At 68.1% G+C, this 13,202-nt stretch carries 11 protein-coding genes; 3 read left to right on the top strand and 8 right to left on the bottom strand.

The features are described from left to right. From JC881_RS29445 to JC881_RS29425, 5 genes are all read right to left on the bottom strand, one after another. On the bottom strand, positions 1-5,209 hold a 5,209-nt coding region (locus JC881_RS29445), incomplete at its 3' end, for a non-ribosomal peptide synthetase (RefSeq protein ID WP_198789325.1). A gap of 2 nt (positions 5,210-5,211) precedes the next feature. Continuing rightward, a complete protein-coding gene (locus tag JC881_RS29440; protein WP_198789324.1) occupies positions 5,212-5,964 on the bottom strand; it encodes a thioesterase II family protein in 753 nt (250 codons plus the stop codon). Then, positions 5,964-6,215 carry an MbtH family protein gene (locus JC881_RS29435; protein ID WP_198789323.1) on the bottom strand — a complete coding sequence of 84 codons (252 nt, stop codon included), beginning with the start codon at positions 6,213-6,215 and terminating at the stop codon, positions 5,964-5,966. The genes JC881_RS29440 and JC881_RS29435 overlap by 1 nt, the downstream gene beginning before the upstream one ends. A gap of 198 nt (positions 6,216-6,413) precedes the next feature. Continuing rightward, a complete protein-coding gene (locus tag JC881_RS29430; protein WP_198789322.1) occupies positions 6,414-6,662 on the bottom strand; it encodes a DUF4880 domain-containing protein in 249 nt (82 codons plus the stop codon). A 119-nt stretch (positions 6,663-6,781) separates the two neighbouring features. Beyond that, positions 6,782-7,321 (bottom strand): sigma-70 family RNA polymerase sigma factor, encoded by a 540-nt coding sequence (locus JC881_RS29425; protein WP_198789329.1) that lies wholly within the window; start codon positions 7,319-7,321, stop codon positions 6,782-6,784. Between the two features lie 268 nt (positions 7,322-7,589). Between JC881_RS29425 and JC881_RS29420 the strand changes: the two genes are divergently transcribed. Both JC881_RS29420 and JC881_RS29415 read left to right on the top strand, forming a co-directional pair. Continuing rightward, positions 7,590-8,438: a 4'-phosphopantetheinyl transferase family protein gene (locus JC881_RS29420; RefSeq protein ID WP_198789321.1), complete on the top strand. Its 849-nt coding sequence runs from the start codon at positions 7,590-7,592 to the stop codon at positions 8,436-8,438. After that, positions 8,435-9,280, top strand: a complete 846-nt coding sequence (locus tag JC881_RS29415; protein ID WP_198789320.1) for a plasmid replication/partition related protein — start codon at positions 8,435-8,437, stop codon at positions 9,278-9,280. The genes JC881_RS29420 and JC881_RS29415 overlap by 4 nt, the downstream gene beginning before the upstream one ends. A 33-nt stretch (positions 9,281-9,313) precedes the next feature. On the opposite strand, the gene JC881_RS29410 is transcribed toward JC881_RS29415, so the two are convergent. Continuing rightward, entirely contained in the window at positions 9,314-9,901 is a 588-nt protein-coding gene (locus JC881_RS29410) for a BPSL1445 family SYLF domain-containing lipoprotein (RefSeq protein WP_443083380.1), read from the bottom strand. 242 nt (positions 9,902-10,143) lie between these two features. Between JC881_RS29410 and JC881_RS29405 the strand changes: the two genes are divergently transcribed. Further along, complete coding sequence (locus JC881_RS29405; protein ID WP_198789318.1) at positions 10,144-10,818, top strand: DUF418 domain-containing protein; 675 nt, start codon at positions 10,144-10,146, stop codon at positions 10,816-10,818. Here the strand turns inward: JC881_RS29405 and JC881_RS29400 are convergent. Continuing rightward, positions 10,802-12,628, bottom strand: coding sequence for a bifunctional metallophosphatase/5'-nucleotidase (locus JC881_RS29400; protein ID WP_198789317.1), 1,827 nt, complete (start codon positions 12,626-12,628; stop codon positions 10,802-10,804). The two genes, JC881_RS29405 and JC881_RS29400, sit on opposite strands and share 17 nt — an antisense overlap. Positions 12,629-12,713: 85 nt before the next feature. Further along, positions 12,714-13,181: a hypothetical protein gene (locus JC881_RS29395; RefSeq protein WP_233102107.1), complete on the bottom strand. Its 468-nt coding sequence runs from the start codon at positions 13,179-13,181 to the stop codon at positions 12,714-12,716. Positions 13,182-13,202 lie beyond the last annotated feature (21 nt).

The following is a 13,202-nucleotide window of genomic DNA, read 5'->3' as shown; positions in this document are numbered from 1 at the left end:
GCTCATGCATCAGGGCCTGCGCAAACGCAGCGAGCTGCGGATGCTGGAACAGCGTTCGCACCTGCACCGACCACCCGAGCGCGCGCACGCGCTCCAGCAGCCGCAGCGCCAGCAGCGAGTGGCCGCCCAGCTCGAAGAAGCCGTCGTTGCGGCCCACGCGCGCCACGCCCAGCACATCCGCCCAGATCGCGGCCAGTGCCTCTTCCACTTCGCCTTGCGGTGCCTCGTAGGCGTCCGCGTTCTCCAGCCCGGGTTCGGGCAGCGCCTTGCGGTCGACCTTGCCATTGGCGTTCAGCGGCAGTGCGCCGAGCACCACCACTGTGGAAGGGACCATGTAGTCGGGCAGCACTTCGGCCAAACGTTGGCGCAGTTCGGCCGAGCCGATCTCGCGGCCCGCATGGGACGAGACGTAGCCCACCAGGCGCGCACCCAGCGGGCCCTCGCCGGCCACCACCACGGCTTCGCGCACCTCGGGCTGCGACAGCAGTTGCGCTTCGATCTCTCCGAGCTCGATGCGGAAGCCCCGGATCTTCACTTGGTGGTCGATGCGGCCCAGGTACTCGATCTGGCCTTCACCGTTCCAGCGCACGAGATCTCCCGTGCGGTACAGCCTGCCGCCGCTGCCGAACGGGTCTGCCACGAAGCGCTCTGCGCTCAAGCCGGGCTTGTTCAGATAACCGCGCGCAAGGCTCACCCCGCCCAGGTACAACTCCCCAGCCACCCCTCGGGGCACGAGGTTCAGCTCTGCGTCCAGCACATAACCCTGCGTGTCGCTGATCGGCTGCCCGATCGGCACCAGCGCCTGCCCGTCGTCCCGGCAGGTCCAGCGCGTGACGTGGATGGTGGTCTCCGTCGGGCCGTACAGGTTCTGCAGCGTCGCGCCGCCGAGGCGCTGCAGCGCTTCCCTCTGCGTCTCCGAGGGCATGGCCTCGCCGCCGCAGATGATGTGCTTCAGGCGCGTGCTCGCCTCGATGCCGGGGTGCGCGAGGAAGGCCTGCAGCATCGCCGGAACGAAGTTCAGCGTGGTGATCTGGTGGCGCTGGATCAACTGCACCAGCCGCTCGGGATCGCGGTGATCGCCCGGGTTGGCCACCACCAGACGGGCGCCTGCGGTCATGGGCCAGAACAGCTCCCAGCACGAGACGTCGAAGCCGAACGGGGCCTTGTGCAGCACGGTGTCTTCACGGCCGAGGCCATAGACCCTTTGCATCCACGCCATGCAGCTGTGCAGCGCATCGTGGCGGATGGCTGCGCCCTTGGGGCGGCCGGTGGAGCCGGAGGTGTAGATGACGTAGGCAAGGTGCTCGCCGTGCAGGGGAACCTGCGGATCGCTCTCGGGTTCGTCGGCGAGGTCCAGATGCTCGACTTCGAGCGCGACAAGGCCTTCGCACGCAGCGATGTGATCGCGCGTGGCGCGGTGGGTCAGCAGCAATCGGATGCCGCTGTCCTCGACCATGTAGGCCAAACGCTGCGTCGGGTATTCGGGGTCCAGCGGGAGATAAGCACCACCGGCCTTGAGGATGGCCAGGATGCCCACGACCATCTCCACGCTGCGTTCCATGGCGATGCCCACGAGTACGTCGGGGCCCACGCCCAGCGAGATCAGGCGATGGGCCAGGCGGTTCGCCCTTCGATTGAGTTCGAAGAAGCTCAGGGCTTCATCGGCGAACAGCAACGCCGTAGCCTCGGGCCGTGAGCGGGCGTGGCCTTCGATGAGGCGGTGCACGGGCTGCAAGCCGGGCTCGCGGTGCGTGTTCACGCTCCATTGCGCAAGCTGCGCCTTCTCGGAGGCTCCGAGCAGATCGACATCGCCAACGGCCTGCTCGCCGCGGCTGGCCAGCGCACCCAGGATCGCCACGTAATGCCCCGCCATCCGCTCGATGCTCTCCGCATCGAACAGTTCGGCCGCATAGATCAAGTCGAGCTTCAGCCGGCCATCGGGCCGCTCGCGCGCCTCGAGCACCAGTTCGAATTGCGCCTGCAAGTCCGGCAGCGCATGGTCGCTCACCGCGATGCCGCCGAGCCGCTCGAGCGCCCGGTGGTCTTCGAACAGGTGGTTGAACATCACCTGGAACAGCGGACTGCGGCTCATGCTGCGCTCGGGCTGCAGCGCCTGCACCAGTTGCTCGAACGGCAGGTCCTGGTGCGCCTGCGCGCCCAGCACGGCTTCGCGTGCCTGGGCCAGCGCACGCGCGAGGCTCGTGCGCCCGTCGATGGCGTTGCGCAGCACGAGCGTGTTGACGAAGAGGCCGATGACGTTCTCGAACTCCACGCGGTTGCGGTTGGCGATCGCGGTGCCGATGCGGATGTCTTGCTGGCCGGTGTGGCGGTGCAGCAGCACCTGCAGCCCCGCGAGCAGCACCATGAAGAGCGTCGCGCCGTCGGCCTGCGCGAGCCCGCGCAGCTGGCCGAGCAAGGACGCGGGCAGCTCGAAGGCGTGGCGCGCCGCGCGGTAGCTGGCTTCGGGCTGGCGCGGACGGTCGGTGCGCAGCTCGAGCACCGGATGCGCGTCGCCGAGTTGCGAGCGCCACCAAGCCAGCTGGCGCTCGCCCTCGCCGGCCGCGAGCCATTCGCGCTGCCACACAGCGTAGTCGGCGTAGTCGGCGTACTGCACCCGCGGTGCGGCAAGCACGGCCGCGCTGCCCTGCAGGCGCGCGAGGTAGCCGGCCGCCAATTCGTCGATCAGCACCTGCATCGAGGCGCCATCGGACACGATGTGGTGCATCACCACGGCGAGCACCTGGCCGTCGTCCGCGGTGCGGATCAGCGCGGCGCGCACCAGGCGGCCCTGCGCCAGGTCGAAGGGTGCGGACTTGAGGCGATGGGTTTCATGCGCCAATCGCGCGCCCTGTTCGCCGGCGGGCAGGCCACGCAGGTCGATCAGTTCCAGGGGCAGCGTGCCCGTGGCCGCGATCCATTGCGCGGCGGCGCCATCGGCCTCGACGCGGAACGCGGTGCGCAGCGATTCGTGGCGTGCGACCAGGTCGCCGAGCGCCGCTTGCAGCGCCTCGGCATCGAGCGATCCGGCCAGGCGCAGCGCGCCGCTCATGTGGTACGCGGCGCTCTGCGGATCGAGCTGCCAGAGGAACCACTGGCGCTCCTGCGCGTGGGACAGCGGCAGCGCCTGGTGCCTCCGCGCCGCGGGCAGCGTGGCGATGGGAACCGGGCGGCTGTGCGCGGCCTGCGCGCCCCGTGCGATCTGTTCGCGGACTGCGGCGGCGCACTCGGAAAGCCGCGGCCTCTCGAACAGCACGCGGGCCGGAAAAACGATGTCCCATTGCGACGAGATGCGCGCCGCGGCCTGCGTGGCGGTGAGCGAGCTGCCGCCGCGTGTGAAGAAATGGGCGTCGCGCGCAAACGGCTTGTCGGAGGTTGCTTTGAGCACCTCGCGCCAGATCGCATCGACCGCACGCTCGACCTCGTCGAGCACGGGTGCTTCGGCCTGCGCCTCGGCAGGACCGCCCTTGACGAAGACGCCGCGCTCGTAGATCGCGTAGGCATCCGCGCTGCGATCGCGCCAGCCCGCGCGGCAGGCGCTGCGCTGCAGCTTGCCGCTGGTGGTCTTGGGCATGCCGCCGGGGTTGAGCAGCAGCACGGCCGAGAGCGCCTCGCCGAACACCTCGCTGACCGCGGCGCTCAGCGCCTCGACCAGCACCTGCGGCGGCACCAGCTTCTGCATGCTGCGCGACACCTCGGCCGCGGCGCCGATGCCTTCGCCGTCGGGCCCATTGGCGGCGAAGACCGCCACACGCCCCTTGCGCACCGCGTCCACCTCGGCCTCGATGACGCGCTCGATGTCCTGCGGGTAGATGTTGTGGCCGCGCACGATGATCAGGTCCTTGATGCGGCCCGTGACGTAGAGCTCGCCGTCGCAGACGAAACCCAGGTCGCCGGTGCGCAGCCACCGCCGGCCCGCGTGCTCGACGAAGGTCTCGGCGGACTCGCGCGGCTTGCCCCAATAGCCGGCGCCGATGCTCGCGCCGCTCACCCAGATCTCGCCGATGCATCCGGGCTCGGCCACCGCCGACAGCGTGTCGGGATCGACGATCTCCACCACATGATCGACCGCCACCGCGCCGCAGCCCACGAGCAGCGTGCCGCCCTCGCGCGGCGCGCCCCTGCCCGCAGCAAGGCCGTCGGGGTCGAAACCGCGCGCGACCATGCCGGTGCCGCGTTTTCCGCCAGTCACGAAGAGCGTCGCTTCGGCGAGGCCGTAGCAGGCGTAGACCGCGCCCGCATCGAAGCCCGCGGGGGCGAAGCGTTCGATGAAATCGAGTTCGGTGTCGGCGCGCACCGGCTCGGCGCCGGTGTAGGCCACGCGCCAGCTGGAGAGATCGAGCTGCGCGATCTGCGCGTCCTTCACGCGCTCCAGGCACAGGCGGAACGAGAAGTCCGGGCCGCCGCTGAGCGTGGCGCGGTGGCGCGAGATCAGCTCCAGCCAGCGCACCGGACGCTCCAGGAAATAGCGCGGCGACGTCAGCACCAGCGGAATGCCGCTGTAGAGCGGCTGCATGAGGCCGCCGATGAGGCCCATGTCGTGATAGAGCGGCGCCCAGGAGACGAACTTGTCGTCCGGACCGATGCCCATGCCGGCCTGGATCGCATGCTCGTTGGCCATCAGGTTGCCGTGCGTGACGATCACGCCCTTGGGCGCCGAGGTCGAGCCCGAGGTGTACTGCAGGAAGGCGACGTCGTCGTCGCTCGGCGCGAAGGGCTGCCAGGCGTCGGCGAGCGCGATGTCGACCGCATCGACGGCAACGATCTGCACATCGCCGAACTGGTTGCCGGCCGCCGACATCGCGGCGCTCAATGCGCACGATGTGAGCACGCAGCGCGCCTGCGAATCGGTTGCCACGCCGGTGAGCCGCGCCAGGTGCTGCGGCCGGATGGACTCCGGCGGGAACACCGGCACCGCGATCACGCCGCTGTAGAAGCAGGCCAGCATGCTCACCGCGTAGTGGTCGCCGTTGTCCAGCATGACGAGCGCGCGGTCGCCCTTGGCGAACTGCTGCTGCAGGCGCGCGGCGAGCGCGCGCACGCGCCGCTCGAAGACGGCATAGGTGAAGGGCTGCTCGCTCAAGATGCCATCGACCTCGTCGACCACGGTGAGCCACACGTCGTGCGGACGCTGCTCGGCCAGCGCGCGCAGGTGCGCCACGAAATTACGCGGTTGCCGGCCGACGGATTCCGTCGCGAGCGGTTCAGTCATATCTACCCTTGATGCGCCAGCAGTGGCGCTTGATGAAGATGCGTCGGCAGACGCCGTGCGAGGGCCGCGAGAAAGGCGGGCTCGTGTTGCCGGAGAAAGAAATGGCCGCCCTCGAACCAGTCGAGCGTGAAGGCGTCGCGGGTCTCTTCGGACCAGGCCGCCATGGCCGGTGCCTCGATGTCGTCCTGGCGTCCCGCGAAGGCGTGGACGGGCAGCGGCAACGGCGGCCGGCCGGGCGTGTGAACGTGGCTGCGGCAGACGCGGCGGTCGGCGCGCAGCGTGTCGAGCGTGATGCGCATGAGTTCCTCGCTCGCGAACACCGCCTCGGGCGTGCCGCCCTGTTTGCGCAGTTCGGCTGTCAGCGCCGCGTCATCTTCACCGCCGTCGAAACGCCCGGGATCGCGCCGGGAAGGCGCCTGGCAGCCGGACGCCAGCAGCGCGCGCGGCAGGGGCCGCCGCAGCGACTGGAGCCGTCGGGCCACGCCATGGGCGAGCAACGCGCCCATGCTGTGACCGAAGAGCGCGAAGTCGCCGCGCATCGCATCGGCCTGCTCGGCGCAGATCCGCGCGACCAGCGCATCGAAGTCTTCGATGAAAGGCTCGTCCATGCGCGCGCCCCGCCCCGGCAGCTCCACCGGCACGATGCGGACCCACGGCGGCAGGAAACGCCGCCACCGCAGGTACATGGAGGCGCTGGCACCCGCGCACGGCAGGCACAGTAGCGCCAGGGGCACCTGGGGCACCTGGGCGCTCATCAACCGGCAGTGGTTTGCGTGGCCGGTGCGCCTGCTTGCTGCTGCATCCAGTCGCGCAGCGACCTGGGCCGCATGTCGGTCCAGTGGCTCTCGACGTAGGCGAGCACGGTCTTCTTGTCGCCCCGCACGCCCTCGACGGCGGTCCATCCGCCGGGAACGGCCTTCCAGTGGGGCCAGATGGAGTACTGGTCTTCGTGATTGACCAGAACGATGAAGGTCTCGTCTTCGCGGTCAAAACAGCTCGTCGACATCGGTGCGTCCTTGTGTGATTGAACAGAGAGAAGGAGCGCACCGCAGCCGATCGCGGACCGGACGGGATCTCGGCGCCCCTGCCAAGAGGACGCTTCAGAGACTGATCTGTTCATTTTTCACGGCGGGACGGCGAGCGCCGTGGACGTGCCGGTGCCGAACGCGCGCAGGGGGGCGCGTTCGCGATGGATACGGGGGTTTTACTTGCCGGCGCGAGGCTCGGCGTCGTCGTCAGGCAAGTCGTCGCCGAGGTCGTTGACCGGAGGAACGAAGCCCGCGAGGAGCCAGAGCCGAGCGGCTTTGTCGTAGGCCTGGCGGTGCGCAGGCTCTGCGAGGAGCCAGGCTGTCATTTCGGCGCGCGCGGCCTCGTCGAAGCTTTCGCTGTCGTGCTCGCGCTGCACCCAGTCCCATGCGGTGTTCCAGATGGGATCGCCCGTTTCCTGTGTCATTCGTGAAGCTGCTCGCGTTGTCCGTCGAGGCCAGGTCTTGAACGGACCCGGCCGGTCCAGCGCGCATTCTCGCGGGAAACGGGCGCGACCCCGCTGCGTAGAAGCCGCAAAAGCCGCAGCTAGCGCGCGTCGCTCTCCAGCAGCAGGTGGCCGCACGACTTGATCGCGTTGGCGGCTTCGGCAATCAGGCCGTTCACGAGGCCCAGCGCACAGCCCAGGCGCGCCGCGATCTCGCGCTGCGTGAGGCCTTCGAGACGGTAGAGCTCGAACACGAGGCGCGTGCGGGGCGAGAGGCCGGCGAGCACCTTGTCGATCGCGGTGATCACCTGGCGCTCGCACATCATGCGGTCGGGGGTCGAGGCGGTGGTGGGCATGTCGAGGAGTTCCACGTCGACGTCGAAGGTGCGATAGCTGGCTTCGACGCGGTGACGGCGGCAGTAGTCCAGTGCCATGTTGCGCACCACCTGGCAGCAATAGCCGATGGGACGGTCGGCCTGGCGGACGCATGGGCCGTCGGCGATTTTCAGGTAGGCGTCCTGCACGACGTCGTCGGCCAGGTCGGCCGTGTTGACGATCTTCCGGGCGACCCGCCAGAGCTGCGCCCGGTGGGCGATGAAAACCTCCGCGAGCGAAGGCTCGGACGAATGCGGCGACGGCATGTTCAACACCTCTTCCTCCAGTTCCAGTGGGCGAGCCGGGACGGGCCGCAGGTTCGATCTACTACTTTCGATGCACAAATCGAAATAAGAATCATTGCTATTTATAGGCGGATTTTGAGGCATTTCCATGACCCTTCCGGATCGACACTCAAACAAACGACATGAGGAGCCCCGAGAAAATCCGCTATGGCGGATCGGACGGCCAAGCGATCCGCGAGAGAACGCGGAACCCGGCACAGGGGGTCGCGATAATAGCCCACTTCGCTTCGTGCAAGCATCTGAAAAAAGTGATCGCGGCGAAGCGCTGCTGCCCACCATGCACCGCGCCGACCTTCTCCTCCCTTTGCCTGCGGGCGATATCCATCTCTGGTTCTGCCCCCATGGCGAGGCCGGCGATCCCGCGCTCGACGCCGCCTATCGCGCGCTATTGACGCCGCAGGAACTGCAGCAAAAAGATCGTTTCCACTTCGCACGCGACCGCTATCGCTACCTACTGACCCGGGTGCTGGTGCGCTCGGTGTTGTCGCGCTATGCGCCGGTGCAGGCGTGCGACTGGCGCTTTGCCAGCGGAAGTTTCGGCCGCCCTCGCATCGATGGAGAAACGCATGGCCTGGACTTCAACCTGAGTCACACCACCGGCCTCATCGTGCTGGCAGTTGCACGAGACATCGAACTGGGCGTCGATGTCGAGAACCTTCGCCGCTCCGCCGTGCTCGAAGCCGTCGATCACTACTTTGCCCCGTCCGAGGCCCAGTCGCTCAATGCATTGCCGCCCGCATCGCAACCGCATCGCTTCTTCGAACTGTGGACCCTGAAGGAAAGCTACATCAAGGCGCGCGGCATGGGCCTGCAGATCCCGCTCGATAGCTTCGCCTTTGCGCTTGACACCCCCCGCGACATCGGATTCACCCTCGCCGATCCACGCGACGACCCCACACACCACTGGCACTTCTTGCAACTGCAGCCCACCCTCGACCACATGGTGGCTATCTGCAGTTCCACCGACGCACGCATCGTGTGCCGCGAAACGGCGCCGCTGCAATGGGAGCGCCCGCTGCAAGTCCCCACGACGCGCGCATCTAAAATTTCGCCCCTTTCCCCGATCCCTCCCTCATGAACATCGTCGTCAACGAAGAACTCAAAGCCTATATCGATCCCATGTCTCCGGAGGAATACGCGGCGCTGGAGCGCAGCATCCTCACCGAAGGCTGCCGCGACGCGCTCGTGCTGTGGGGCGAGGTGCTGGTGGACGGCCACCACCGCTACGGCATCTGCCAGAAGCACGGCCTGCCCTTCCATACGGTGCAGAACACGCACTTCAAGACGATGGAGGACGTGCACCTCTGGATGATCGACCAGCACCTGGGCCGGCGCAGCATCTCGGACTACCAGCGCGGCGTGCTGGCGCTCCGAAAGAAAGTCATCGTCGACGACCAGCGCTCCCGCGCGCTGTCGGAAACCTCGTCGTCGGAAGACCCGCCTTTCGATGTCGACGCATCCGCCGGCGATTCTCCGGCCGACAACGCCAACGCCCTGCCCCCGCCCGCGCCGTTGAACAGCCGCGAATCCATCGCCAAGGCCGCGCGCCTGAGCAGCAGCCAGGTCGTGATGATCGAGAAGATCCAGAAGCAGGCCGCGCCCGAACTGGTGGCCGCCGTGAAGTCGGGTGTGATCTCGATCAACACCGCCGCAGCCGTGGCCAGCCTACCTGCAGAAGAGCAGGTCTCTGCGGCGAACGCAGGCAAGGACGAACTCAAGCAGGCGGCCAAGCGCGTGCGCGAGGCCAAGCGCAAGCCACGCGCAGAGTCGGCCGAGTCCGCATCGGACGATCAGCCCGCCAACCCCGATGCGGTCGAACTGCTGCAGCAGCGCGTGGCCGAACTCACGCGCGAGAACGACGCCCTGCGCAGGCAAGTCGCCGATCTGCAGGCGCAACTGTCGGAGCAGTTGGCCGGCTGACGACGGGGCGCAAGCCCCGCGTCGTCGTTTGCCTTACAGCTGGATCTCGGTGATCTTCGCGCCCGACAGCGAGACGCCGGCTTCCAGCCCCACATTGGTCAGCACGAAGCCCACCACCGGTTGCCGGATCGTGTTGGTATCGATGCTGCCGTTGGCACCGATGGTGGCAACAGCCACCGTGGCGTCGGCGCCGGCCGTCCAGCCCTTGCTGCCGCGGAACTTGTCGAGTGCCGCCTGCGTGGTGAACAGGTAGATCACGGCCTTGGACTGCGCGCCGGCCTGGAAGCCCACCGAGCCCGCGGTGGTGCTGTAGTACGACTGCGTGCGGCCGTTCACGCGCAAGGCGCCGCGCCCGTACTCGGCACCGACGCCTAGGCTGGCCCCGACCACGGCCGGGAACACCAGCACGCCGCTGGACTTGGCGACCAGTTCGCGCGAGCCCCTCACGGAGTCATACAGCTTGGAGAGCGACGCATCGACCTGCGCGTCGATGGACGTGCGCGACGACGCGCTGCTGGCCTGGTCCTGCGGGCGCGTCGTGGTGCATCCGACGAAAGCCAGGCTGCAGGCCGCAACGACGGACGAAAACGCAAGAGTGCGGAGGTTGATGCGGAGGTTCATGGTGTTCATGATGTTTCCTTTGCAATGACATGGATCGGCGGAAAAGCCTCTGCCAACGGTGGCAGATCGGGCCATGCTAAGACGGCACCGACACGAAAAAATACATGTGGGAAAACGACCTACGCGAAGTCAGGCCGCGAGCCTTCGCGGCGGGTCGTGCCGGGGGAAATCCGGCCGCGAACGCAATGTTCGTGCAATGCCGATTCATAGCATCACGACCAACCCCACAACCGCGTACTTCGATGACATCCAAGACCGTCCGGACGTTGCCCCTGCCGCCCGCGCACGCCGCTCGACTCACGCTGCCGGACGCATTGCGCGGCTTCTGCTTGTTCGGCACGCTGATGGCCAACCTGCTCGGCAGTCTTCCCGCCTTCGCGATGGCCGGACTGCTGGCGCTGACGGTCGCGAGCCTGTGGATCGGCCGCGCACCCGTGCTGCGTGAATCGATCGCGCATCGCCGCTTCTGGCGATACCTGCTGTGCGTGAGCCTTGGCATCGGCCTGATCGCCACGATGCGCACGGACGCTGCGCATGCCGCGCTGCTCGCTTGGGTCGCGTGGGTCGCGTTCTTCGCTGCAGCCTTCGTCCTTCTCTTTCAACAGGCCGCATGGCGCCGATGGCTGCAGAAGCTGGCGCCCACCGGTCGGATGGCGCTGACGAATTTCCTGGCGCAGGCGCTGCTCGGCTTATGCCTAGTGCATGGCACGAGCCTGCAACTCGACCTGGCGAGCCTGCTGCTCTGCGGCGCCGCAATCTTCGCGCTGCAGGCCATGGCCAGCTGCTGGTGGATGGCGCGCCACAATGCAGGCCCCGTCGAATGGCTGGGGCACAGCCTGGTCCGCGGCACGCGCCACTCGATGCGGCGCCCGACCGTGGATGCCGGTCGCCCCGCCGCGCTCAGGGAAGCAGCGTGATGCGGTCCGTCGCCGGCGGCGCGAGCGGGCTGTTCGCCTTGATGTAGGCCTCCAGCGCGTCCACGTCCTGGTCGCCGCCGAGCGTGTCGGTGCCCTGGTTGAACACGGTGAAGTTGTCGCCGCCCGTGGCCAGGAAACTGTTCATCGTCACGCGATAGTTCGCCGCCGGATCGATGGCCGTGCCGTTGAGCGCCATGTTGCTCACGCGCGCGCCGCCGGGCGCCGAGGCGCTATAGCTGTACGTCAACCCGCGCGAAGGCAGCAGCACCTTCGGCGCGGCCGGCGTGTTCGAGCCGCTGTTGAACTGCTGCTCCAGCACCGCCTTGATCTGCGCGCCCGTCATCGTCTTGACCACCAGGCTGTTGCCGAAGGGCTGCACCGCGAAGATCTGGCCGTAGGTCACGCTGCCGTCCTGTGCGGGCGCCAGGTCGGCGCGCACGCCGCCCGGGTTCATGAAGGCGATCTGCGCGGCGCCCTTGCCCGCCGGGCTGGTGGCGGCGAGTTGCGCATCCGCGATCAGGTTGCCCAGCACGCTTTCCTTCGATGGCGTCAGCGTGCGCGTGGCCGTGGCGGTGAGCGAGCCCACGACGCGCTGCACCAGCGGGCCGGCAATCGCGAGGTACTGGCTGATGAGCGCGGCCACCTCCTGGTTCTTGCCGAACACGGGGTACTGGTCGGTCAGTGCGACGGTGGTCGGGCCACTGGTGAAGGCCTCGCCCTGCACGATCACGTTGTCCGCGGCCTTGGCCGTCACCTTGCGGGTGCGGGTGTCGATGGTGAGGTCGATGTCCGTCAGCAGCGTGCCGTACTGGCCCGCGCTCGTCAGGAGGAACGGCTTGGCCGGGTTGGTCTTGCCGTAGTCGCAGACGTACGAGCGGTGCGTGTGGCCCGAGATCACCACGTCCACCGCCGCATCGAGCTTGTTCAGGATCGGCAGGATGTCGCCGCTCAGGCCCGCGCAGCTCTTGTCGTTGTAGCCGACGGTGGTGGTGCCGCCTTCGTGGATCACGACGACGACGGCGTCCGCGCCCTGCGCCTTCAGTTGCGGAATCAGCGCGTTGGCCGTGTCGGCTTCGTCCTTGAAGCTCAGGCCCGCGACGCCCGCGGGGGTCACGATGTTGGGCGTGCCTTTGAGCGTCATGCCGATAAACGCCACCTTCACCGTGGCGCCGTCCTTGGTGAAGCTCTTCATGCCGGTGGCGGGGAACAGCGTGTTGCCGTCCGTCTTCACCGTGTTGGCCGCGAGGAAGCCGAAGTTCGCGCCGGGGAAGGCCTTGTTCACGCGGCAGGGCTCGAGCGCCGTGTTCTTCGCGCAGCCGCCGTTCTTCATGCGCAGCAGCTCGGTCTGGCCCTTGTCGAACTCGTGGTTGCCGACGGCGTTGAAATCGATCTTCATCGCGTTCACGGCCTCGATGGTCGATTCGTCCAGGAACAGCGCCGACACCAGCGGCGAGGCGCCGATCATGTCGCCCGCCGACACCACCGCGTTGTTCGCGTTCTTCGCCTTGAGCGACGCGACGGCCGAGGCCAGGTAGGCCGCGCCGCCCGCGGGCACCGCGACCGTCCCGCCACCGGTGGCCGGTGCGGTGATCGAGAGCTTGGGCGGCTCCAGGTTGCCGTGCAGGTCGTTGAAGGCGATGAGCTTCACCTCGATGCTGCCGGGCGGGGCCGGCGCGGGGGGCGGCGGTGCGGACGCCGGGGCCGGCGGAAGAATGGGAAAGAAACTGCCCGAATTGCCGCTCCCGCCGCAGGCGGACAACATCACCAGAACTGCGCTTGCCAGCGCGACGTGCCTCAACGATGCATGCATGGATCTTCTCCTCCGTATTGGAATGCAGCGCATGCTGGCCACGCGACATGACGGCGGCGTGACCATCCCTCGACCGCGCGGGGGCTCAGGGAAGCGCCACGAGCTCGATCGAAACGTCGGCGCCGAAGGCACTGCGCAGCAGGGCGCGGGCCTTGGTGCTGCGCTCGTCGGAGAGCGACTGCACGGCCAGCCATCCGTCCGTCGGCCGCCGCTGCAGGTGCCAGCCTTCCTGTCCGAGACGGATGAGGTCAGCCAGCGCTGCGGCGTCCGCCACCGGCAGCGCGGAGGGCACGATGTCGAGCCAGTCCACGACTTGATCGGTCTCGCCGCCGAGCCGTGCCGCCGCGCCTTCGGCCAACGCGCGCTGCGTGGCCACATCGCGCACCGCGCCCTGCAGGACGATGCCGTTGCCGTGCCAGCGAATCTCCAGTGGCGGGCCTGCCGCCGCCGAGGTCTGCGCCGTGAAGTGCCATGCGGCGACCAGCGCCATCACGCAGGCAATCGCCAACGCGATGACGACGGGTCGCGAGTGAAGGCGGCGTTGTGTTTTCAAGGCCGCGAGCGTGCCATGCAC

Origin of the sequence: Variovorax sp. IB41, assembly GCF_016405905.1 — a bacterium.
Lineage (GTDB): Bacteria > Pseudomonadota > Gammaproteobacteria > Burkholderiales > Burkholderiaceae_C > Variovorax.
The sequence above is the reverse complement of the archived record's forward strand: the minus strand, read 5'-3'. Positions and strand labels throughout refer to the sequence as shown.

Coding starts and splice junctions, on each gene's coding strand:
- JC881_RS29440 (WP_198789324.1), bottom strand. CDS start 5,964: ATGAGCGCCCAGGTGCCCCAGGTGCCCCTGGCGCTACTGTGCCTGCCG.
- JC881_RS29435 (WP_198789323.1), bottom strand. CDS start 6,215: ATGTCGACGAGCTGTTTTGACCGCGAAGACGAGACCTTCATCGTTCTG.
- JC881_RS29430 (WP_198789322.1), bottom strand. CDS start 6,662: ATGACACAGGAAACGGGCGATCCCATCTGGAACACCGCATGGGACTGG.
- JC881_RS29425 (WP_198789329.1), bottom strand. CDS start 7,321: ATGCCGTCGCCGCATTCGTCCGAGCCTTCGCTCGCGGAGGTTTTCATC.
- JC881_RS29415 (WP_198789320.1), top strand. CDS start 8,435: ATGAACATCGTCGTCAACGAAGAACTCAAAGCCTATATCGATCCCATG.
- JC881_RS29410 (WP_443083380.1), bottom strand. CDS start 9,901: ATGAACCTCCGCATCAACCTCCGCACTCTTGCGTTTTCGTCCGTCGTT.
- JC881_RS29405 (WP_198789318.1), top strand. CDS start 10,144: ATGACATCCAAGACCGTCCGGACGTTGCCCCTGCCGCCCGCGCACGCC.
- JC881_RS29400 (WP_198789317.1), bottom strand. CDS start 12,628: ATGCATGCATCGTTGAGGCACGTCGCGCTGGCAAGCGCAGTTCTGGTG.